This is a genomic window from Streptomyces sp. NPDC001443 (assembly GCF_053597355.1).
Genome location: NZ_JBSFIA010000047.1, coordinates 1 through 19,567 on the forward strand (window position 1 = coordinate 1; position 19,567 = coordinate 19,567).

The 19,567-nt window shown below is 70.4% G+C and carries 24 protein-coding genes; 15 read left to right on the forward strand and 9 right to left on the reverse strand.

The window, feature by feature from the left end:
* The first annotated feature begins 75 nt into the window (after positions 1–75).
* From ACWC24_RS35350 to ACWC24_RS35360, 3 genes are all read left to right on the forward strand, one after another.
* Positions 76–657, forward strand: coding sequence for a hypothetical protein (locus ACWC24_RS35350; RefSeq protein WP_450666995.1), 582 nt, complete (start codon positions 76–78; stop codon positions 655–657).
* A gap of 75 nt (positions 658–732) precedes the next feature.
* The gene (locus ACWC24_RS35355) at positions 733–1,335 is read left to right on the forward strand and encodes an ArsR/SmtB family transcription factor (protein WP_450666996.1); all 603 of its coding nucleotides are present in this window, start codon (positions 733–735) and stop codon (positions 1,333–1,335) included.
* Complete coding sequence (locus ACWC24_RS35360) at positions 1,332–2,636, forward strand: MFS transporter (protein WP_450666997.1); 1,305 nt, start codon at positions 1,332–1,334, stop codon at positions 2,634–2,636. The genes ACWC24_RS35355 and ACWC24_RS35360 overlap by 4 nt, the downstream gene beginning before the upstream one ends.
* A gap of 15 nt (positions 2,637–2,651) precedes the next feature.
* Here ACWC24_RS35360 and ACWC24_RS35365 read toward each other — a convergent pair whose 3' ends face one another.
* The 5 genes from ACWC24_RS35365 to ACWC24_RS35385 form a co-directional block, all read right to left on the reverse strand.
* Positions 2,652–4,367 (reverse strand): caspase, EACC1-associated type, encoded by a 1,716-nt coding sequence (locus ACWC24_RS35365; protein ID WP_450666998.1) that lies wholly within the window; start codon positions 4,365–4,367, stop codon positions 2,652–2,654.
* On the reverse strand, positions 4,354–4,704 hold the full coding sequence (locus ACWC24_RS35370) for an effector-associated constant component EACC1 (RefSeq protein WP_450666999.1): 351 nt from the start codon (positions 4,702–4,704) through the stop codon (positions 4,354–4,356). The genes ACWC24_RS35365 and ACWC24_RS35370 overlap by 14 nt, the downstream gene beginning before the upstream one ends.
* A 115-nt stretch (positions 4,705–4,819) precedes the next feature.
* Positions 4,820–5,479 carry a TetR/AcrR family transcriptional regulator gene (locus ACWC24_RS35375; protein ID WP_450667000.1) on the reverse strand — a complete coding sequence of 220 codons (660 nt, stop codon included), beginning with the start codon at positions 5,477–5,479 and terminating at the stop codon, positions 4,820–4,822.
* Between the two features lie 31 nt (positions 5,480–5,510).
* On the reverse strand, positions 5,511–6,032 hold the full coding sequence (locus ACWC24_RS35380; protein ID WP_450667001.1) for a hypothetical protein: 522 nt from the start codon (positions 6,030–6,032) through the stop codon (positions 5,511–5,513).
* Between the two features lie 54 nt (positions 6,033–6,086).
* Positions 6,087–6,683, reverse strand: coding sequence for an HD domain-containing protein (locus ACWC24_RS35385; protein WP_450667002.1), 597 nt, complete (start codon positions 6,681–6,683; stop codon positions 6,087–6,089).
* Positions 6,684–6,726: 43 nt separating this feature from the next.
* On the opposite strand from ACWC24_RS35385, the gene ACWC24_RS35390 reads away from it, so the two are divergent.
* From ACWC24_RS35390 to ACWC24_RS35410, 5 genes are all read left to right on the forward strand, one after another.
* The gene (locus ACWC24_RS35390; protein ID WP_450667003.1) at positions 6,727–7,593 is read left to right on the forward strand and encodes a M48 family metallopeptidase; all 867 of its coding nucleotides are present in this window, start codon (positions 6,727–6,729) and stop codon (positions 7,591–7,593) included.
* 257 nt (positions 7,594–7,850) lie between these two features.
* Positions 7,851–8,642 (forward strand): GNAT family N-acetyltransferase, encoded by a 792-nt coding sequence (locus ACWC24_RS35395; protein ID WP_450667004.1) that lies wholly within the window; start codon positions 7,851–7,853, stop codon positions 8,640–8,642.
* Entirely contained in the window at positions 8,639–8,863 is a 225-nt protein-coding gene (gene infA, locus ACWC24_RS35400) for a translation initiation factor IF-1 (RefSeq protein ID WP_351601918.1), read from the forward strand. Before ACWC24_RS35395 ends, infA begins: the two co-directional genes overlap by 4 nt.
* Positions 8,864–9,108: 245 nt before the next feature.
* Entirely contained in the window at positions 9,109–9,834 is a 726-nt protein-coding gene (locus ACWC24_RS35405) for a class I SAM-dependent methyltransferase (protein WP_450667005.1), read from the forward strand.
* Positions 9,835–10,140: 306 nt separating this feature from the next.
* The gene (locus ACWC24_RS35410; RefSeq protein WP_450667006.1) at positions 10,141–10,920 is read left to right on the forward strand and encodes a hypothetical protein; all 780 of its coding nucleotides are present in this window, start codon (positions 10,141–10,143) and stop codon (positions 10,918–10,920) included.
* 37 nt (positions 10,921–10,957) lie between these two features.
* On the opposite strand, the gene ACWC24_RS35415 is transcribed toward ACWC24_RS35410, so the two are convergent.
* A complete protein-coding gene (locus tag ACWC24_RS35415; protein WP_450667007.1) occupies positions 10,958–11,464 on the reverse strand; it encodes a hypothetical protein in 507 nt (168 codons plus the stop codon).
* Positions 11,465–11,729: 265 nt separating this feature from the next.
* Between ACWC24_RS35415 and ACWC24_RS35420 the strand changes: the two genes are divergently transcribed.
* From ACWC24_RS35420 to ACWC24_RS35435, 4 genes are all read left to right on the forward strand, one after another.
* Complete coding sequence (locus ACWC24_RS35420) at positions 11,730–12,374, forward strand: GAP family protein (protein ID WP_450667008.1); 645 nt, start codon at positions 11,730–11,732, stop codon at positions 12,372–12,374.
* A 133-nt stretch (positions 12,375–12,507) separates the two neighbouring features.
* The gene (locus ACWC24_RS35425) at positions 12,508–12,948 is read left to right on the forward strand and encodes a GntR family transcriptional regulator (RefSeq protein WP_450667009.1); all 441 of its coding nucleotides are present in this window, start codon (positions 12,508–12,510) and stop codon (positions 12,946–12,948) included.
* Positions 12,945–14,048: a DUF1648 domain-containing protein gene (locus ACWC24_RS35430; RefSeq protein ID WP_450667010.1), complete on the forward strand. Its 1,104-nt coding sequence runs from the start codon at positions 12,945–12,947 to the stop codon at positions 14,046–14,048. The genes ACWC24_RS35425 and ACWC24_RS35430 overlap by 4 nt, the downstream gene beginning before the upstream one ends.
* 78 nt (positions 14,049–14,126) lie before the next feature.
* Positions 14,127–15,224: an alpha/beta hydrolase gene (locus ACWC24_RS35435; protein ID WP_450667011.1), complete on the forward strand. Its 1,098-nt coding sequence runs from the start codon at positions 14,127–14,129 to the stop codon at positions 15,222–15,224.
* A gap of 164 nt (positions 15,225–15,388) precedes the next feature.
* Here ACWC24_RS35435 and ACWC24_RS35440 read toward each other — a convergent pair whose 3' ends face one another.
* Positions 15,389–15,922 carry a 2'-5' RNA ligase family protein gene (locus tag ACWC24_RS35440; RefSeq protein WP_450667012.1) on the reverse strand — a complete coding sequence of 178 codons (534 nt, stop codon included), beginning with the start codon at positions 15,920–15,922 and terminating at the stop codon, positions 15,389–15,391.
* A 193-nt stretch (positions 15,923–16,115) separates the two neighbouring features.
* On the opposite strand from ACWC24_RS35440, the gene ACWC24_RS35445 reads away from it, so the two are divergent.
* The 3 genes from ACWC24_RS35445 (at position 16,116) to ACWC24_RS35455 (ending at position 17,328) form a co-directional block, all read left to right on the forward strand.
* The gene (locus ACWC24_RS35445) at positions 16,116–16,340 is read left to right on the forward strand and encodes a hypothetical protein (protein WP_450667013.1); all 225 of its coding nucleotides are present in this window, start codon (positions 16,116–16,118) and stop codon (positions 16,338–16,340) included.
* A gap of 61 nt (positions 16,341–16,401) precedes the next feature.
* Positions 16,402–16,968, forward strand: a complete 567-nt coding sequence (locus ACWC24_RS35450) for a TetR/AcrR family transcriptional regulator (protein ID WP_450667014.1) — start codon at positions 16,402–16,404, stop codon at positions 16,966–16,968.
* 159 nt (positions 16,969–17,127) lie between these two features.
* Positions 17,128–17,328 (forward strand): hypothetical protein, encoded by a 201-nt coding sequence (locus ACWC24_RS35455; RefSeq protein ID WP_450667066.1) that lies wholly within the window; start codon positions 17,128–17,130, stop codon positions 17,326–17,328.
* A gap of 33 nt (positions 17,329–17,361) precedes the next feature.
* On the opposite strand, the gene ACWC24_RS35460 is transcribed toward ACWC24_RS35455, so the two are convergent.
* Positions 17,362–18,858 (reverse strand): FGGY-family carbohydrate kinase, encoded by a 1,497-nt coding sequence (locus ACWC24_RS35460; protein WP_450667015.1) that lies wholly within the window; start codon positions 18,856–18,858, stop codon positions 17,362–17,364.
* 199 nt (positions 18,859–19,057) lie between these two features.
* Entirely contained in the window at positions 19,058–19,474 is a 417-nt protein-coding gene (locus ACWC24_RS35465) for a hypothetical protein (protein WP_450667016.1), read from the reverse strand.
* Between the last annotated feature and the right edge of the window lie 93 nt (positions 19,475–19,567).

The window sequence follows — 19,567 nt, forward strand, 5'->3', positions numbered from 1 at the left end:
CTACGAATACGCAGGCATCGACACAGCGGCGGATGGCTGACGCACGCTCCGCCTCCACCGGGGCACCCCAACAGCTTGACCAAAGAGATAGGGGCCCCCGAGCGCGACGCAAAAGTCCTGAGGCAGTTCGCCTACCGCGTCAGTTTCTGCGACCACTCGCAGCTCGCCGCGCTGGAGGCATTCGTCCGCTCGCTGCCCCGCGCCGCCGCTCCACAGCCCTTCGTGCAGCCGCCGTGGCCAGGCCTTCGTCCCGCCGAGACGAGGTTCGCCACCGTGCTCGGCGAGCTGATCCGCAACCGCGGCTTCGGAATCCGTGAACTGCCCTTCACGGAACTGTCCCTCAGTACGCTGTACAAGATGGCGCGGCGCTGGGACCCGAGTCCGCACCGTCGGCACCAGCCATGTGCCTCAGCGGGTCCGCTGGGCTGGACCCTGCCCGATCTCTTCGCAGTCGCCGATGAGCCGTACTCGGAGGAACTCCGCCCGATCCTGCGCTGTCACCACCTGGGGCGGGTCTTCACGGCGGCCGTCCCCTTGACCACAGCCCAGCTGATCGAGAGCGCGCAGGAAGCGGACCGACTGAGCATGCGTGAGAACCACGGCGCATGGCAGCCCGTCCCGCAGGGCTCTGCCGCGGAGTGCCCAGACCTCTCCTGACAGCGCCGACATCGCAACAGTCCGGCCAGGTATGAGAGTTGACTCTCAGGCATTGTGAGAGAACACTCTCAGACCATGGGGCTTGATAATCGTCTGGGCGATATTGCGATCACCGATCCGAAGGCCATGCGGGCGCTGGCGCATCCCGTCCGGCTTGCGATCCTCGAACACCTGCAGCGGCACGGGCCTGCGACGGCGACGCAGCTGTCACCCGATGTCGGGGCCACCCCGTCCGTGACCAGCTGGCATCTGCGCCACCTGGCGGGCTTCGGACTGGTCCACGACGCCGAGCCCGGCACCGATCGCAGGGAACGCAGGTGGCAGGCCGCGGCACGGGGGTTCCGGTTCGAGGTGCCGGAGGACGAGGAGGGCCGGTCCGCAGCACGGGTACTGTCCCAGGAGATGTTCGTGCGCTCCGCCGACCTGCCGCACCGGTGGATGACGGAGACCGAACCTCGACTCGAGCCGGTATGGCTCAGGTTGGCGGGTCTGGCCAACACCCGCGTCGTGGTGTCCGCCGAGGAACTCGCGGTGATCGAGGACGCGATCGAAGGCGTCCTCGCCCCCTACGTGACACGCGATCCGGCACAGCGGCCGAGCGGTGCCCGTGGCGTCCGTCTGCTGCGCTACATGCTCCCGGAGGGCGCCGACGGCGAGCAGCCGGGCGACAGCGCATGAACTCCCTGCCGACATCACTGTGGCGAGACCGGCGGTTCGTCCGCTTCTGGACCGGGCAGTCGGTGTCGCAGTTCGGAGACCGCGTCTCCGAACTCGCGCTGCCCCTGATCGCCGTCACGGCACTGCACGCCTCGGCCAACCAGGTCGCGTGGCTGACCGCCCTCGTCTGGGCCCCGAATCTCCTCGCCGTCGTGCTGGGCGCCTGGGTCGACCACCAGGCCCAAAAGCGCCGCCTGATGATTGGCGCCGATCTGGCGCGGGCGTGCGTGCTGCTCACCCTGCCCGCCGCATACCTCGCAGACGCCGTGACGCTCGGCCAGTTGTACGCGGTGGCACTGCTGACCGGTGCCGCGGCGGTGCTGTTCAACACCGCCTATCCGCCTTTCTTCGCCCACCTCGTGCCGCGCTCGTCCTACATCGATGCGAACAGCAAGCTCAGCGCCAGTCGGTCCGCCTCCTACATCGCGGGCCCCGCCATCGGCGGTGCACTCGTCCAGGCCCTGTCCGCGCCCGTCGCCGTGATCGCCGACGCACTGTCCTTCCTGGCCTCCGCCGCCCTGCTCGGACCGATCCGGGTCGACGAACCAGTCATCGCTCCCGGAAAGGCGGACCAGTCCTCACTCCTGCGCCGTTCTCGAGAGGGGCTGGCCTTCGTGGTTCGTCACCCGGTCCTGCGGGCGAGCCTCGGCTGCGCGACGACCGTCAACTTCTTCACGTTCGTCGCGGGCACCGGTCTGATCGTGCTGTTCGCCGACCGGGTCCTCGCCCTGTCCGCGGGGACCATCGGGCTGGCGCTCGGCGTCGGGGCGTCCGGCGCACTTCTGGGCGCGGTGACGGCCCCGAGGATCTCGCAATGGATGGGCGTGGGACGAAGTATCGCGGTCGGCGCAGTCCTGTTCCCGGCCTCCACCGCCATCGCCGCCACGGCGAACGGCCCGACTTGGGCCCGCGCGGGGGCCCTGGGCGCCACGGAGTTCTTCGCCGGACTCGGTGTGATGCTGTTCGACGTCAACCTCAACTCCCTGCAGACCGCCGTGATTCCGGACGGCATGCGCAGTCGCGTGGCCGGCGCCTTCAGCACCGTCAACTACGGCGTCCGCCCCATCGGCGCCGTCGCCGGAGGCGCGCTGGCCACCTGCATGGGACTCAGGGCAACCCTGATCACCGCCGCCGCCGGAGGATCCCTGTCACTGCTCTGGCTGCTCCCCTCCCCCATACCGGGCATTCGCTCCCTGGCTGCCGACGCCCGACTCACCGTCGACGACGGCGCCGAGACGGACAGCCGACCGGCGCCTCGATGAGACATCAGTGACACGTCAGGGCCGGCCGCGCAGCATATTCGCGGTGTGGGCGATGTTCTCCAGACGCTGGCCCCCGTCCCGGACCTGCTTGCGGAAGGCGGTCGCGTCGCTCTCGACGCTGTCCCTGGTGGGCAGGCACAACAGGCTGAAGAACCAGACCAGCCCCGACTGGTCCTTCTGGCTCAGTGTGCCCCACTCACCCCGGATCCCGCCGCAGGCTTCGGCGAGCGCGTTCACGCAGAAGGCCAGAGCGAGGTTCTGGTCACCGCCCCACTGGTCGCGCAGCCACTGCTGGAAGTTGGTCTGGACTGCCGCCACGACATCGGGGCCGGCCTGGCCGGCGAGGATCCTGGCGACCAGTGCACCCTGCTCGTTCGCTCGATTGCCGAACACGGCTGACTCCCCGTTCTCTCGGTCCTGTTGGTGCACGGAACTAGCGGGTTTCCTGTAGTTGTCGGCGTGCGTCAGCGGACCGAGGCCGTGGGCCAGTCGGTCCTCGAGTCCGGTCAGGGCCTTGCGCGCCGCCCAGTTCCGCTCGTCACGCGCGGCCTCCCGGTACCAGTGCAGCGCCTCCGGCCAGTTGCCCAGGCGGTCCTCGTACGCGAGCCCGAGGAAGTAGGCGCCGTGGGAACTGCCGAGCCGGGCCGCCCGGGTGTACCAGTGCATGGCGCCGTCGATGTCCGGAGCGGTGCCCTCGCCGGGGAGCGTGGCCCCGAGGCGCTCCTGCGTCCGCCCTTCGAGGATCATGCCCAGTCGCGTCATCGCCTCCGGATGTCCGGCCTCGGCGGCAGCCCGGTACATCGACTCGAGGCGCGGCAGGCCCGCCGCCTCGGCGTCCCAGTCGAGTTCGAGGGCGAGGGCGGCCTGAAACAGCTCCTCCACGTCCTGGCGGGTCGGGCCGGTCCCGGCGGTCTGTTCGCCGGATGTGTCGTCCTGGCGACCAGGAGAAGGCCGGCCGGCCGGCCCCCGGGCGATGACGAACCGCCCGGCGTGGTGGCGGACGGACTGGGTGGGCCGGGGCTTGCCGTCGCGGACCAGGGCCGCCGAGGCGGTCGCGAAGGCGGCTTCGAGGGAGACTCCGTGCGGGTGGGCGACGGCGCCTGTCTCGATCGCGTCGACCAGGTAGCGGGTGAAGTGGGTCTGCGGTCGGCCGCTCGTCGAGTCCGGTTCGTACCAGGCGGTGCGATAGGCGTCGGTCGCGGTCAGCGTGATGGCCCCGGAGCAGTGGGTCAGCTCGGTGATGGCGGGCGCGGACAGCGTGTGTCTGGGCAGGGTGGCCTGGCCCGAGAAGCAGCAGTCGAGGATGACCACCTTGGTGGCGGCCTCGGACTCCTCCAGGGCTTCCCGGACGTCGGAGAACCGCAGCCCGGTGGTCTTCTGGGCGGACCCGCTCAACGGGGATTCGGCGAGCGCCAGACAGAGTTCGTCCCCGTAGAGCCGGCCGTGGCCCACGAAGTAGATCAGGGCCAGGTCCTTGGCGTCCTCGAACCACCGCATGAGATCGTCGGGGAGGTTGTTGCGCCGCCGCGGATTGCGGACGACCTGGAGCCGGTCGGCCGTACCGCCCGAGGGCCGTGGCCAGCCGCAGAGCGGACCCTGGAGCAGATCGGTCATCCGGTCGAGACTGTTCCTGGTGGCCGAGGCCACGGGAGGCAGGTGCTCGTAGTCCCACACGCCGATGAGAACCGCCCGTGAGCGTGCGTAGTCGTACAACGGCTCAGGGACTGTCACGGAGCAGCCGTTCCACGAGCTCCAGTGCCCGGTCGGTGTTCTCCGACTCGACCTCGACCTGCCTGCCGTCGACGGTGATCCGCATCCTGAGGTTCGAGCGGCGCGAACGCAGGAAGTCGGGCAGGGTCTTCACGGCCGCGGCCAGCACACTGCTGCCGGCGAGCACGGCCAGCACGTCGGCGGTGCCGAGCTCGCCGGGGGCCGGCGCCGCGGGTCTGACCCGCACGCTGATCCCGTCCTGCGCGCGCAGCCAGTCGCGAAGTCCCCGGAGCTGGGTCGGATCGGAGAGCGTCAGTTCGAGCGTGCGAGGTGTGTCGCCTGTCGTCGCACTGTGCATGTGTCGCCTCCGCGCTCGGGAATCCGGACGTCGGTGCTTCCCGCAGCGTAGCGGTTCCGTCCACACAAAGGAACACGGGTGTCTGTTAGAAGTGCGAGGAGCTCGGCAGGGTCGGTCAGGGACGCCGGCCGAGCAGACCGGCGTCCCACAGCCGGCGCACGTACTCGTTCAACTCGACCGCAGCCGCGTCGAGTTGGCCTTGGTCACCGTCGGCCACCGCCGAGGTCGCCAGGGCGGTGGTGGCAGCGAGGACCATCCGGCACAGGAGCCGGCCCTCCTTGTCCTCGACCCCGAGGGTCTGCGCGACCAGGTCCACCACGGTGTCGTACAGGGGCGCGCGTACGGGAAGCACGCCCGGACCGGCCGCGAACGCCTCCACCAGACAGAGCCGGGCCGTGGGCCAGTCGGCGGCCAGGGTGCGGAGGTAGGCGTCGACCAGCCGCCCGAAACGGTGCGGCGGGCCGTCGTCCGCACCCGCGGAGGGTTCGCTCCCGGCAGCGGCAAGGCGCTCGAGCACCTGCGCCAGCAGGCTCTCCCCGGCCGCCTGGTAGGCCGCGGCGAAACAGTCGGCCTTGGAGTCGAAGTACCGGTAGAACGTCTGCCGGGACACCCCCGCCCGCCTGATGACGTCCTCGACGGTGGCGGCGGCGTACCCCCGCTCGGTCAGTACCTGCGCCAACGCCGCGTACACGCGGTCCCGTTGCAGCGACTCCACCTCGTCGACCGGCAGGGCGCTCCTGCCCCGGGGAAGCTTGCGCCGCGGTGTCGTCGTCATGGGCGCAGGTTAGCCCGCCGGACACAACCCCCTACTGCGAGGCAGGGCCGTCGTAGTCGTCGGGAGGCGGGCTGTGGCGTTCGGCGAGCGGGCCGACGCCGAGATCCTCGCGCATGAGCTTCCGCATCTTGGCGGCCGCCCTGCCGCGTGCCTCCCAACGGGCGCGATCCTCCGGACTGTTGACAGCGGTGCCGTCGGCGTAGCCGTCGCAGATGTGTCGCAGGCAGTGGAACACGCTGTTGGAGGCCTTGACGACAGGTTCGGGCGCGATGAGCCACATCCGTTCCGAGGCGGTGCCCATGCCCGAATCCCGAAAGGCCTCGCGCAACGCCAGCGCCCGTTCGCCGTCGGTCGGGTGCTCTCGCCCGGCCAGGGCCCGCAGGGTCTCACCGAGGTCTTTCACCGTGGTGGTGTACTGCGTGTAGATGTCGAGCCGCAGCCGCAGGGCTTCTTTGACGTCCTCGTGCTTCCACCGGTTCCGATCGGCGATGAGCGTGGCGCCGATGCCGATCGAGGCACCGGCCAGGGTGGAGAGCAGTGGCAACCAGTCCATGCGGGCCAGCTTGGACCAATGCGTACCACCGGTACCAGGTGAAGCTCAAGACCTTCAGACGAGGACGTGTTGATGCGCCGCGGCCAAGTCGGTCAGGTCCGGTTCGCCGAACTCCGCGCGCAGGCGTGCGAACGCGGACACCTTGTCCCTGCCGAAGCGGCCGACATACCTGGCGTACGAGTCCGCGGAAAGGAACTTCGGCGGGGCGGACTTGCTGTGGAATTTGTCGGCGTACATCACCAGTCGCTCTTCGACGGTCACGGCGACGTAGTCCGCGACCGGCAAGGGCAGACCTTGCCTTTCCACGTCGTGCTTCGTCAGTCCGACCCCGGTGTGGCACGAACAGAACCGGCGGAGGGCCTCGGAGAATCCCTCTTCGGCCAGGATTTCGTGACCGAGCAGTCCGTGGCGCAGATAGTTGGGTTCGTCGACTCTTCCGGTTTCGTCGATGAGTCGATAGACGCCGATGTCATGGAGCAGGCATCCGGCGCGTACGAGATCCGCGTCGAGGTTGTGCCCTGCCGTCGGAATGAGCTTCTCCGCGATGGACCAGACGATCTCGCAGTGCGTGAAGACCAGGTCGAACGCCTCGGTGCTCGGCGCGTACTTCTCGTGCAGCGACCGGATCTCGGCGGGGCTTGGAATCTGCATCGCTCAAGCCTAGAGGTCGCCCCCGTAGCCCGACGACCGGCCCGTGCTGTTCCGGGCCGACGCACCTGAACTCTTCGCCCTGGTGGACGAGGTGGCACAGGCCGTCGGCACGCGGAGCGTGCACGCGATCGCCGTGGACGGGAGCGTCAACGCCAGTGTCACGACGTACGGTGTGCGTGGTCGGCGGCTGCTGGTGCTGGGCATGCCGCTGTGGGAGGTCCTGACGCCCGAGGAGCGGATCGCGCTGCTCGGCCACGAGTTGGCCCACTACGCCAACGGCGACACGCGCAACGGTCTGGTGGTGGGCACGGCGACGCGCAGCCTGGCCCTCTGGTACGACACCCTGCGGCCGCATCAGCGCCCGACCGCGATCGAGATGGCCGTCGATGCCTTCTGCCTGGTGCCACGGCTGCTGGTCTGGGGAATGCTGGTGCTGCTCGTCCGGCTGACCTCCCGGGCCGGGATGCGGGCCGAGTACCTCGCCGACAGGCTTGCCGCCCGTACCGCATCCACGCGTGCGGCGGTGGGCCTCATGGACCGGTTCCTCGTCTCCGGGTCGTACGGCGTCCTGCTGCGCAGCGAGACCAACCGTGCCGCCCTGGGCGGGCCGAGGTCCACCCGGGACGCCATGGCCCGGGCCGATGAACTGTGGGCGCGGCTCTCCGCGTTCGCGGCGTCCGTCCCGGAGCACGAGTACGAACGGCAGCGGCGCGCCGGAGCCCGGCGCGGGCACCAGGTCGACACCACCCACCCGCCGACCCATCTGCGACGCGCCTGCCTCCTCGGCGGGGAACCCGTGGCGGCCGTGGTGGTGCCGCGGGCCGGCCGGAGCGAGCAGATCGACGCGGAGCTCGCCGAGGCCCGCGCCGAGGTGGCCCGTCGCCTGCTGCGCGACGGCTTCGAGGACTGAGATCCACCCGGGCCGCCCTGCCCCGGCCCGGGACGTCTCGTTCGGCCGCTTCCTCGCCTCGAAGCGCAGAGGAAAAGACTTTGAGCAAGGCGGCACCCCGCTGCTACGTTCATGGCGGACCGTGAAGTCGTCGTTTGGAGGTGAGCCCCGTGAACGCAGTTACCCGTGGGTGCTCCCTCGATCCGTCACGGTCCGGCGGCTGACGTCCGGTGTCACCAGGAGCGCCTGAGATCAAGGCACTCCTGAAGGAGACTCCGATGAACACGAAGCCCTTCCCATCCGGCCCGGGCGAGAACGCGCTGGTGATCACGCGCGTCGCGGACCGGCAATGGCACGCACTGGACGACGACCTGGTGGTCGGCCGCGGATATGCGCTGCATCGGTCCGACGGACGCCTGTTCGTCGGCATCGACGCCTGGCACGACGCCACCTTCGACCGGCTCGCCGAGACGATGGTGGCGCAACTGCCCGCGCCGCTCTACACGGTGGTCGACGAGGCCGACACCGGGCTGACGGCCGGCTGGCGGCGGGCCGGATTCACGGTCCGGCGCCGCGAGTGGGAGTACACCGTACCGACCGATCCACAGGTCACGGGGCTCGGAGCGGTCCTGCCGCCCGAGGGCGTGACGATCGTGCCCGCCGGCCGGGCGGACGAGGGGTTGCTGCGGGCGGTGGACCGGGCGATCCGTGACGAGGTCGAGGCGGGCGCCGGGTGGCAGTCGATGCCCGCGGAGGTGATCTCCCGTCCCGAAGGCGACACCGTCGTCGACCCGTCGAAGTACGCGGTGGCCGCGGCGCCGGACCGCTACCTGGGTCTGATCCGGGTGGTGACGGCGAAGCGGCCACGCATCGGGCTGCTCGCGGTCCGTGCGGGCGAACAACGCCGTGGCATCGCGCGGGCACTGCTGGCCCACGCGCTGGACACACTGCACCGCCGCGGGTCCGCCGCGGCCTGGACCGAGGTCCACGAGTCCAACCGGGCAGCCACCGCGCTGTTCGAGGACATCGGCGCCCGGCCGATCAGCAGCAACCTGGAGCTGGTGCGATGACGAAGCACAAGAACGTCATCGAAGTCGAGGGCAAGGTCGTCGAATGCCTGCGCAGCGCCATGTTCACCGTGGAGCTCGACAACGGCCACCAGGTGCTCGCGCACATCAGCGGGAAGATCCGCAAGAACTACATCAAGATCGTGCTGGAGGACCGGGTCCTGGTGGAACTCCCGCCGTACGACCTGACACGCGGCCGCATCGTGTTCCGCTACCGGAGCTAGGGCGGCACCTTGCGCGGCTGCTGATCCCGGAACCCCGGTCACGGCATCTTCCGTGACCGGGTCGGGGACGGCACGCTGTTCGCCGACGGTGACGCCCTGATCCAGTCGGCCACCGACACCTTTGTCGCGTCCGGCTTGCCAGGCATCACCCGGGCCGACCACCGACGGCTGCACCACCAGCCCATTCCCGCGTTCTGCGACGCCCTCGTAGCTGTTCGGACCCGGCTCTGCATACGTTCGACCGCATGACCGACGACTGCTTCACCCATCCACGACTCGCCGCGATCTACGATCCGCTCGACCCCGACCGCAGCGACCTCCATGCATATGTGCGGATGGCCGAGGATTTCGAGGCGCAACGCGTACTGGACATCGGTTGCGGCACGGGAGTATTCGCACTCCTCCTGGCCGACCGAGGGATCGAGGTCGTAGGCGTGGATCCCGCCCAGGCATCCATCGACGTCGCCCGGACCAAACCGGGCAGTGGACGAGTGCGCTGGATCTGCGGCGATGCGGCAGACCTTCCACCGCTGCAGGTCGACCTCGCAACGATGACGGCGAACGTCGCTCAGGCCGTCGCCGACCCGCAGACCTGGCAGAAGACCCTACGAGGAGCTCATGAAGCACTGCGGCCCGGCGGTCGCCTGATCTTCGAGACGCGCGATCCGGCAAGACGCGCCTGGGAAGAGTGGACCCGGGAGAAATCCCGTCGCGTGACCAGGATTCCGGGCGTCGGCTCCGTCGAGAGCTGGGTTCAACTGATGGAGGTGAACTTGCCCCTGGTGACGTTCCGCTGGACCTACAGGTTCGCAGCGGACGGCCAGGTGCTCACCTCGGACTCGACGCTGCGCTTTCGCGAACGGGACGAAGTCGAGAGGGACTTGGACGCCCATGGATACGTCGTGGACGCCATTCGCGACGCGCCCGACCGCCCGGGAAGGGAATTCGTCTTCCTGGCGCGACGCCCGTGACCGTCACCACATGGATGGGGTGAGGCGTTGAGACACTGGCTGGCGGGGTCTGCGCACCCCTGCTTCTGGCCCGCCTGCCCGTCCGACGCATCAGGATCGGTCACGTCGGGATCCGGAGCAGATGTCCACGCGGATGGTCTGGTGCAGCTGCTCCACGGAGGTGGCTCATGATCGGCCCGGCCGACGGGATGTGCCCGTCAGGCCCTTGACCGGGTACCGCTTCGGCGGAGGACGGGGGAAGGGAGCGGGTCTGCGTGGTGGACTGTGGACCTCCGACAACTCCGACAGCAGGGAGCGCTTCTTCCGATGACCGCACAGCCCGCACGCCCTGAGCACAGTGGCCCCGCGACCGCCTCGGTCATGGATGTCTCGCCGTTCAAACTTTCTCTCGTCAAGGCGGTGTTCAGGGACGTGACCTCGATGCACGTCTCCCGGCCGGCCGCGTGGGCCGCCGCGTCGGTGACGCGGACAGTGCTGACGGAGATCATCGCCGGGGCGAGGAGAGCAGCGGCGGCGGAGGCCCGGAAGAAGCTGATTCCCGCGGACCTTCTCGCGGCGATCGACCGGAACGTCGAGCTCGAGGTGGGGCACAAGTGGTACCGGCACAGCCCGACGTTCCGAGGCCTGACCGGTGACCTGTACGACGCCGAGGGCGTCATCGTGCCTTCTGCGAAGCGCAGCAGGTCGCGCAGACCGAGTGCCGTGGTCGGCGCCCACAGGTTCGAGGCCGGGGTCAAGAAGCTGCTGTGGAGCCAGGGGGCGACGGCCGTCCCGGCGATGGTCCGCGACCTGGACGGAATCGCGAGCGTGTTCCTGACGGACCTCGCCCGGGACGCGGCCACGGTCGTCCGCGAGAGCGGGGTCGGACGTTTCGGTACGGTCGCCCCGCTGCTGTCGGGCGAACCGGCCCCGCTCCCGTTCCTCAAGGATTCCCCCCGGGCCCTGTCCACCCGCAGGGGGGACAGGCGGACCATCGGCAGGGACGACATCCTGGCCGCCACCACGATTCAGCTGTTCGGCGGCGACCTCAGGCAGCGAGCCCTCACCGAAGCACGCGAGGCGACACAGCGCGCTGCGGCCGGCTGAGCGGGTGCGACCGGCATCGCCAGTGCTCGGCCCGGGGTCAACTCCGTCGGGCGCGGGCCAGGATGTCGAAGTTTCGCCGACGGAGCACGAGCTGCGGGAAGATCCGGCCCTCCACGTCGAACTCGAACGAAAAGGACCGGATCATCATCCGGTCCCGGTGCGCGATGCGGACGGTGACGGAAGTGTCGGGAGCGTGCCAGCCCGACCCGAAGGGGCCTATCTGATTGATCCTCGCGTGAATACGGTCGCCGTGGACCAGAGCGGCACAGCCGTGTTCGCGGGCCTTCTCATCCGGGACGCCGTCCGCCCAGCGGCTGAACTCGTCGAGATATCCGTACTCGGACAGCTCCCGCAGGGTGATCCTCTCCATCCGCACGTCCTGCGGGCCGTCGAGGAACACCATGAGCTGCGGCACCCCCTTTCGGCGCCGCCAGTGGGCGGGGAGGCCCCGCAGGACGCAGTCCAGCACGCGGAGGACGTCCGCGCGCACCGTGGGATCCATCGACTGAAGCTCGCTGAGCATGTATCCGCCGTCATCGTCCACCGCTCAAGAGTCCACGAGAGCGACGAACGTCTCAACTACACGGACGGCGCCCCGCGTTCGGCCCCGTCCGGGCAGCGCCGGCACGCATCGTGCGCCTGACCCGTACGGAGGTGTCGGCGTGGCCTGCTTGACCCGTGGGGCCGGGGGCCGCAGAGTCTGGGTGCGGCGCCCCGACCGCCGGCACCCCCGCCCGCCGGGCACGCCCGCGCGAGACGCCCGTCCGGAAGACGCCGGGTGGCCCTGACCCTGGGGAGCAGCTGTGCCGATGGCCGTCGACCTGGTCGTGATCGGTACGGCCATCACCCTCGGGCCCCTGCACAACAGCGCCTTCATCCTGCTCCTCTCCTCACACCGCGGTGTCCGCAAGGGCCTTGTCTTCCTGCTGTCCTGGCTGGCCGACCTGGTCGCCGTGATCGCCTGCGTGATGCTGCTGACCGGCGGGAAGCCGCTCGTCCACCACGGCGCGCCCTCGACCGCCGCGATCGCCGCCAAGCTCGCGATCGGCGTCGGCCTGGTCCTGTTCGGCGGCCACCGGTACCGGCAGCTCCCCCGCCCCTACCGGCCGCCGCACTGGACGGCCCGGATCGACAACGCCTCCCTCGGTACCGCGGCCGCACTCGCCTGGCTCCTCCAGTCCTGGGCCATGGTCGCCGCCGGCGCCGCCACCGTCGTCGACGCCGACCTCTCCACCCTCGCCGACTGGCTCACCCTCACCGGGTACTGCGTCCTCGCCACCCTCAGCCTCCTGGTCATGGAGCTGTACACCGTCTGGGCACCCGACGCCGCCCAAGGCCGTCTCCGCGCCCTGCGGACCTGGCTCGAACGGCACCAGGAGCAGCTGATCGTCACCCTGTCGATCGCGGCCGGACTCTGGCTCACCGGCAGCAGCATCTACGCACTCACGACCTGACGACCCGCCGCGCGCGGTGAGCAGGGACCTCTCCTGACCGCGCCGCCCTTGTCGCGTTCCCGACACTCTCCTTGCCCTTGCACCGCCCCGTGTTCTATAAAAGCTATAACAGGGCAACAGTGGGAGTGGGGCCATGATCCTCAGCCTCGACATGGACAGCGAGGTGCCGATCTACCAGCAGATCCGGGACCGTATCGTCGAGTCCATCGCCTCCGGTCGACTCGGCGAGGGCAGCTCGCTGCCCTCGACACGGCAGCTCGCGGTGGATCTGGGGATCAACTTCCACACCGTGAACAAGGCGTACGACCTGCTGCGACGCGAAGGACTGCTGCGGGTCAACCGCAAGAGCGGCGCCCTGGTGCAGCGCGACGCCCACAGCGGTCCGCCCGAACCGGGGTTCACCGCAGAGTGGGAGACCCGGTTGCGGACCCTGCTCGCCGAAGCGGTCGCCCACGGGAGCGACGACCCGGCGGTACTGGACAGCTGCCGCTCCGTCCTCGACTCGTTCACGTCCCCCGCGTCCGCCCCACGGCACGCGAACCCCGGTGCAGAGAAAGGAGATTCGGCCTCGTGAACAGTGCAGACCTGTCGGTCAACGTGTTCATGCCCGCCGTGCTTGTGGCACTGGCCTGGTGGATGCCGTCACTGACCAGTCCGACCCTGCCCTTCGGGGTGCGCAGCCCTGATGCGCGGGCGGACGCCCCGGAGATCGTCGTGCACCGCGGACGGTACCGGTGGCAGGTCGCCGCGTCCGGTGCGCTGCTGATCGCGGCCGGAGTCCTGGTGAGCTCCGTGTTCCGCGTCAACCTGCCGGGCGCCGTTCTCCTGCTGACGATCGCCGCCTGCCTGGCTGCCTACGGCCGGGCACGGACGGCGGTCCTGGCGGTCAAGCGGCGCGAGGACTGGTACGACGGACTGCGGCAGGGCGTGGTGGCGGACACGACGCTGCACACCGACCCGGAGCGCTTCCCCTGGGTGTGGGCCGTCCCCGCGTTGCTCATCTGCATCGGAACCGCGGTCCTGGGTGTGCTGCGGTATCCCTCGCTGCCGGACCGCGTTCCTGTGCACTTCGCCGCCTCCGGCAGCGCCGACCGCTTCGCCGCCCGATCGATCGGCACCGCGTTCTTCCCGGTGTTCACCCAGGCCGCGCTCACCGCGCTGATCCTGGCGCTGGCCTTCTTCTCCTTCCGGGCCCGCCCGGATCTGGACCCGGCGCGGCCGGCCGACTCGGCCCGCAGGCACCGCCGCTTCACGGTGCGTGCCGCCGTCTCCCTGCTGCTGCTGGCGGCGTTCATCGACCTTTCGTTGCTCGCCGGCGCCTGGCCGATGTGGCACGCGGACCAGCAGGCGTCCCCGGCCCTGATTCTGCTGCCCGTCCTGGCCGGGCTGGCCGTGGTGATCGGCATCGCCGTCCGCACCGGGCAGGGCGGCAGCCGACTGCCCGCGCAGGACGGCGCGGTGACGGAGCAGGGCACCGGCATGGTGCGGCGCGACGACGACCGGTACTGGCGTCTGCTCGGCTCGGTGTACGTCAACCGGGCCGATCCGGCGGTGCTGGTCCAGAAGCGGTTCGGCATCGGCTGGACCATCAACCTCGGCAACCCACGAGGTGTCGTACTGCTGCTCGGGCTCATTCTGATCCCCGCGCTGCTCGTGCCGCTCCTGGTGCGTTGAGCGCGCCACCGCCGCTCGTCCCCGTCACCCGACCGCACACCCTCTCTCGCCCGTCACTTCGGCTCATCAGGAGAACACATGCGTTTACGCACCCTCCGGCGCAGCAAGGTGATCGCCGTGCTGCTGGCCTCGGTCGCCGTCGTCACGGCCTGGCCGGTGGCAGGCACGGCCCGGGCGTCCGCGACCCCCAGTGCCTCCCTCGTACCCGCCGTGGACCGGGAGGTCCGCTTCACCGCGGACGGCACCAGCGCGTACGGCACGCTGCACATACCCGCTCACCGCGCGGACCGCAGGCTCGCCGCGGCACTGCTGCTGCCCGGCAGCGGCCCGACCGACCGCAACGGCGACGAGCCGCCCGGCTTCACTCCGCACACCCTGGCCCTCATGGCGGACATCCTCAGCAGTGACGGGGTGATGAGCCTGCGGTTCGACAAGTACGGCACCGGGCGGACGGGCCTGGGCGGCCACGGCAACGCTCCCGGCATGGCCGCCTACACCCGACAAGCCGTGGCCGCGTACGAGACCCTGCGCGCCCAGCCCGAAGCCGACCCGCACGGGCTGCTCGTGGTCGGACACAGCGAAGGCGGTCTGCAAGCCCTGCTCGTCGACCGCGCCGTACAACCGAAGCCCGCCGGGCTCGCGCTCCTCGCCCCACAGGACATGCGACTGCTTGACCTGCTCCGCCTCCAACTGGCGTACGAACTGGACCAGTTGGTCGCCGCAGGGCAACTCACCGTGCGACAGGCGCGGTCGAACCATCTGGGCGTGGCCAGGGCCATCGCGGAGTTCCGCGCCCGGCGCCCGGTCGACACCTCGGGCCTGCTGCCCGCCCTCGCCGCTCTCCTCAAAGGCATGTTCGGACCGGTCAACGAGGATTTCGTCCGCAGCGACGACGCGCTCTACCCGCCGTCCGTCGCCCGAGGCATCGCGCCCGGCACGCGTACGCTCGTCACGTGCGGCACCGAGGACACCAACGTGCCCTGCCGAACGACGCCTTCGCTGCTGTCGGCCCTCGGCGCCGCCCGCATCACCGGTCCGGGACTGCGCGTCCTCCCCGGACTCGACCACCTCCTCCACCCCGTCGGCACCCCGGTCGACGATCCGGTGATCGCCCCGGCCGCGCAGCAGAGCCTCCACGACTTCGTCCGTCCTTGGCGGCACACCGCACAGGGCTGACGCCCCCTCCACCACCCGCGGCTCGCGCTGCTGCGAGCGGCGGGACCGAAGGCGGGTGTCATGTGCGCACGACCAGCGTCGTAGCCACGCCGCTCCGCCGACCCGGTCGGGCAACCACCACGAGATGGACTCGACAGGTACGGAGCCGTCGGGCAGTGGGCCTGTCAGGGACGGGGCTCCAGTACCTCCAGGGCGCCCGTCTCCGTGTCGTAGCTGCGCAGGGTGGTGAGCCGTACCGACAGCGGCGGCGTCGGCAGCAGTTCGGGGATCCGTCGGCCGGCGAAGGCGCCGGGCCGCCGGGAACGGCCGAGGGTGACGTGCGGGCTCCAGCGCGCGGGGGCGTGCAGGGGGTTGAGGGTCTCGGGCGGACTGTCCGAGACCACCGCGTCCCACACCCGGCGGTGCAAGTCGGCCAGGGCGGCGTCGAGTCGGAGGGCCCAGGCCAGCACCGAGGTCGGCCGCTCGAAGCGGACCACGCCGGTGAACCGTACCGGCAGCGGCAGTACGGCGGCCACCTCGGCGAGCTCCCAGCGGATCGGGGCGGTCAACTCCGGGCAGGCGGCCAGGGTGAGGTGCGGGCTGTTGGTCGGTGAGCGGAGGCGCGCCTGACTGGGCAAGCCCGCGTCCGCGAGCCGTCGCCAGGCCTCCCGGACCTCGAAGTCCGCCGCCTCGTCCAACAGGACCTCGACCGTGCGCATCGGCGCAGCCTACCGCCGACGGTCCGCGGATTCCGTCCCCCGTCGCCGACCTGCCGAGCCCCCGACCAGGCCGCATCCTTGACAGCTTCGGCTCCGGGGACCACGATGACCAAATCAAACGTCGTCTTATAACGACGTTTGATAACAGGATGAGCATCCACGCCGCCCCGGGCGCGCCGCCATAGAGGCGATCATGGAACACGCCTCCCCCGCCACCGAACCGCGGCAACTCCCGGCCGTCGAGCTCGCGTCCGCGATCCGCAACCACACGCTCCCCTCGGCCGACATCGCGCAGTCCTGTCCGGACCGCATCGATGCCGTCGACCCCCGCGTCAACGCGCTCGCCGACCTCCGCCCCGAGGAGGCCCTCGAGCAGAGCGGCCCCCCCAGGGAAGCGAATCCTTGGGAAACATTGTGATACAACAGCGTTATGTAACATGGTATTCTAGGTCACCCCGCCTCTGAGCTAGGTCTCTTCCATGCCGATCGACGTCGACGAAGTCCAGCGCCGCAAGGCAATCGCCCAGGCGACCCTCGCGGTCGCCGCCCGTGACGGGGCGCACGCCATCACCATCCGCGCCGTCGCCAGGGAACTCGGCGGCTCCACGGCCATGGTCACCAACTACGTGCCCACCAGGACGGCGCTGATCACCAACGCCGTCCGCGCGGCGGAGTCCCAGTGGCGGGCCGGCCTGGAGTCCCGCGTGGGCGACCGGACGGGTGCGGACCGGCTGCGCGCCACCGTGGAGTGGCACCTCGGCACGGAGCCCGAGGACCTGCTCCTGCGCACGATGTGGGTCGAGATGCTCTCCTCGGCGCACGTCGACCCGGCCGGCGTCGACCGGCAGGAACCTCGGGAATCCCGCCGGGAGTTCCTCGACGCCGCCCTCGCCGCGGGAGTGCCCGACGCGGCCCTCGCCGCCGACGTCCTGTCGCTGCTGACCCGCGGTTACTACGTCTCCTCCATGGAGGAGCCCGGCTACTGGACGGCCGAGCGGGCGGCCCGGGTCGCCAAGGCCGTGGTGGACGCCCTCGTCGACGACTGAGGCCGGGCGCGTCCCGTCCGCGCACATGACGCGCGCCCGGAGCACCGGTCACCGGTCACCGGTCACCGGAAGAGTGGGCGGACTACAGTGGAACCGTAGGGTGAAAATCTCTGGGCCGACATCACGACACCGACCCGACACCGGTCAGTGAGGCCGATCATGAGCGATGAGTTCCCGACCCCGTCCCAGGCAGAGGGCGAACGTGACGACGCGGTGGAAGCCGACCGTCCCGACGTCCCCCAGACGACTCCCTCCCAGGCGGAGGGCGAGGACACGGAGAACGAGCCGAGCACGCAGGCCGCCGAGCCGGGCCACGAAGAGGGCCCCGGTCCGGTGCGCCGACAGGACCTCGGAGGCTGACGGCGGGCCGCGGCCTTCACCCGTGCGGACGGTTCACCGACCGACCTGCTTCCGCTGCATGTCGGCGAGTTCGTGCACGATGTCCCTCGTGGCGGGGTAGAGCGCGGTGTACGACGCGTACAGGCGGTCGTACGTCTCACGGGTGTGCGCCCGGGGCCGCACGGTCGTCGCGGTGACCGCCCAGTCCGTGTCCGGCGGTACGAGTCCGAGCCCGACCGCGCAGAGCAGGGCGTCGCCGTAGCAGGCTCCGACGGTCTGCGCCGGTACCTGCTGCTCCCGGCCGGTGACGTCGCTGACGATCTGCGTCCACAGTCCGCCCTTCGTGCCGCCCCCGACCGCGACGACGCGCCGGACCGGGTCGTCGGGGTCCTCCAGGAAGTCGAGGATCTGGCGGACGCCGAAGGCGATGCCCTCGTAGGCGGCGCGGAAGAGGTGGCCGCGCGTGTGCCGCAGCGTGAGGCCCGCCACCACGCCTCTGGCCCGCGGGTCGAAGACCGGGGTCCGCTCGCCGGCGAAGTACGGGAGCATCAGCAGGCCGTCCGAACCGGGCGGCACGGCTTCGGCCTCGGCGACCAGCGCGTCGAAGGGCTCTCCTCCGGTGACCTCCTGGAGCCACTGTGTCAGGGACCCCGAGGTGGACATGCCCGCGGCGATGGTGCGCCGGCCCGGCTCCACTCCGGCCGTGGTCCACAGCTTGGGGTGCGTCCGGTAGGCGCCCAGGATCTGGACGAAGAACAGGGTGGAGCCGTACATGAGCATGAGGTCGCCCGGGTGCCGTACGCCGGCGGAATGGGCCTCGGCCCAGGCGTCGACGGTGCCGGCCGAGACAGGTGTGCCGACCGGGATCCCGGTGGCCTCCGACGCCTCACGGGTCACCGTTCCCACTACCTCGTGGGGGTGCACGAGCCGGGGCGTCTCCAGGTGACCCGCGATGTCCGGGAGCCAGTCGTGCGCCCAGGAACCGGCGTGGATGTCGTACAGCGGGTCGCACTGGCTGGCCGTGTGATGGTCGAGCACGTAGGCCCCGGTGAGCTTGGCGGCCACATACGAGTGGGAGTTGTACCACCTGGTTCCGCGCGCCCACTCCCGTGGCTCGTTGCGCCGCATCCACAGCATCTTCGGTCCGACGGCCTGGGTGCTGAGGGCCTTGCCGCAGCGTTCGAGGACGGTGTCGGCGCCGAGCCGCTCGGTGAGGTCGTGGATCTCTCGCTCGGCCCGGCCGTCGATGCCGTAGAGGATGGCCGGCCGCACGGGCTCCCCTGCGCTGTCGCAGACCAGCAGACAGGGGCCGACGCCGCTGGCGCAGAGTCCGGCCAGGTCGTGCGCGCCCATCCGGCCCGTCAGTTCGCGGGCCACCGCGGTGAAGTCGTCCCACCAGACGACGGTGGCGTCCACTTCCGCCCAGGACGGTCTCGGCAACGACATGGAGTGATGACGTACGGCTGACGCCACCACCGTCCCGTCCAGGGTGGCGAGCACGCCCTTGGTGCCGGCGGTGCCGATGTCGATGCCCAGCACGAGTTCGCTCATGGCGAGGTGTCCGTTCCGTCGTCGGGGCCGTGCGCGGAATCCTGTGAGGACAGGATGCGGGCGTCGACGACCGACGGGCGCCCGGAACACGGGACGGCACACGCGCATGCGACGCACCGCGTCGGGCGCGGTGCGTCGCATGGGTTCCCGTCCGGCGCGGGCCGGCGGCTTCCCGGCCGAGGCCCCTGGAACACGGTCCCTAGTAGGCCGTACGCCCGCTGCGGGTGCCGCCGCCGTTCGTGGTCACGAAGTAGAAGCTGGTGCCGTCCAGCACGTCGGTCGCCACCACCTGGTAGCCGGCGCCCTGCGTGACCAGGGTCCAGTGGTCCTGGCAGTAGCCGTGCGCGGCCCAGCACACGGCCACCCACTGGTTGCCGCCGGAATCGATGCGCAGGTTGATGTCGTTGCAGCGCGAACTCGTCGTGTACGTACCGCTGTAGCCGTTCGCCGGCAGGCTGATCGCCACCGAACCGCCGTAACAGGTGACCGCCGCCTGGTCGGCCCCGTCGGTGGCGGCCGACGCGGTGGCCGGCACCAGGAAGGAGAGGAACAGCGCGCTCGTGGCCAGGATGCCCATCCGGCGTGTGCGGAGCCCTCTCAGCCGTATACGGCCCATGACATTTCCTTTCGTTTTGAAGTACCCGGCTTGATTTCCGGTCCCGGAATTCCGGTCTTTACAGAAGCCGCCCCGGTGCTGACTTTGCGGCTG

Bases quoted from the DNA above. Each gene is read 5' to 3' on its own strand.
- ACWC24_RS35425 (WP_450667009.1), top strand. From the start codon at position 12,508: ATGATCCTCAGCCTCGACATGGACAGCGAGGTGCCGATCTACCAGCAG.
- ACWC24_RS35410 (WP_450667006.1), top strand. From the start codon at position 10,141: ATGACCGCACAGCCCGCACGCCCTGAGCACAGTGGCCCCGCGACCGCC.
- ACWC24_RS35355 (WP_450666996.1), top strand. From the start codon at position 733: ATGGGGCTTGATAATCGTCTGGGCGATATTGCGATCACCGATCCGAAG.
- ACWC24_RS35450 (WP_450667014.1), top strand. From the start codon at position 16,402: ATGCCGATCGACGTCGACGAAGTCCAGCGCCGCAAGGCAATCGCCCAG.
- ACWC24_RS35420 (WP_450667008.1), top strand. From the start codon at position 11,730: ATGGCCGTCGACCTGGTCGTGATCGGTACGGCCATCACCCTCGGGCCC.
- ACWC24_RS35435 (WP_450667011.1), top strand. From the start codon at position 14,127: ATGCGTTTACGCACCCTCCGGCGCAGCAAGGTGATCGCCGTGCTGCTG.
- ACWC24_RS35455 (WP_450667066.1), top strand. From the start codon at position 17,128: ATGAGCGATGAGTTCCCGACCCCGTCCCAGGCAGAGGGCGAACGTGAC.
- ACWC24_RS35445 (WP_450667013.1), top strand. From the start codon at position 16,116: ATGGAACACGCCTCCCCCGCCACCGAACCGCGGCAACTCCCGGCCGTC.
- ACWC24_RS35405 (WP_450667005.1), top strand. From the start codon at position 9,109: ATGACCGACGACTGCTTCACCCATCCACGACTCGCCGCGATCTACGAT.
- ACWC24_RS35385 (WP_450667002.1), bottom strand. From the start codon at position 6,683: ATGCAGATTCCAAGCCCCGCCGAGATCCGGTCGCTGCACGAGAAGTAC.
- ACWC24_RS35375 (WP_450667000.1), bottom strand. From the start codon at position 5,479: ATGACGACGACACCGCGGCGCAAGCTTCCCCGGGGCAGGAGCGCCCTG.
- ACWC24_RS35460 (WP_450667015.1), bottom strand. From the start codon at position 18,858: ATGAGCGAACTCGTGCTGGGCATCGACATCGGCACCGCCGGCACCAAG.
- ACWC24_RS35440 (WP_450667012.1), bottom strand. From the start codon at position 15,922: ATGCGCACGGTCGAGGTCCTGTTGGACGAGGCGGCGGACTTCGAGGTC.
- ACWC24_RS35360 (WP_450666997.1), top strand. From the start codon at position 1,332: ATGAACTCCCTGCCGACATCACTGTGGCGAGACCGGCGGTTCGTCCGC.
- ACWC24_RS35395 (WP_450667004.1), top strand. From the start codon at position 7,851: ATGAACACGAAGCCCTTCCCATCCGGCCCGGGCGAGAACGCGCTGGTG.
- infA (WP_351601918.1), top strand. From the start codon at position 8,639: ATGACGAAGCACAAGAACGTCATCGAAGTCGAGGGCAAGGTCGTCGAA.
- ACWC24_RS35370 (WP_450666999.1), bottom strand. From the start codon at position 4,704: ATGCACAGTGCGACGACAGGCGACACACCTCGCACGCTCGAACTGACG.
- ACWC24_RS35380 (WP_450667001.1), bottom strand. From the start codon at position 6,032: ATGGACTGGTTGCCACTGCTCTCCACCCTGGCCGGTGCCTCGATCGGC.
- ACWC24_RS35465 (WP_450667016.1), bottom strand. From the start codon at position 19,474: ATGGGCCGTATACGGCTGAGAGGGCTCCGCACACGCCGGATGGGCATC.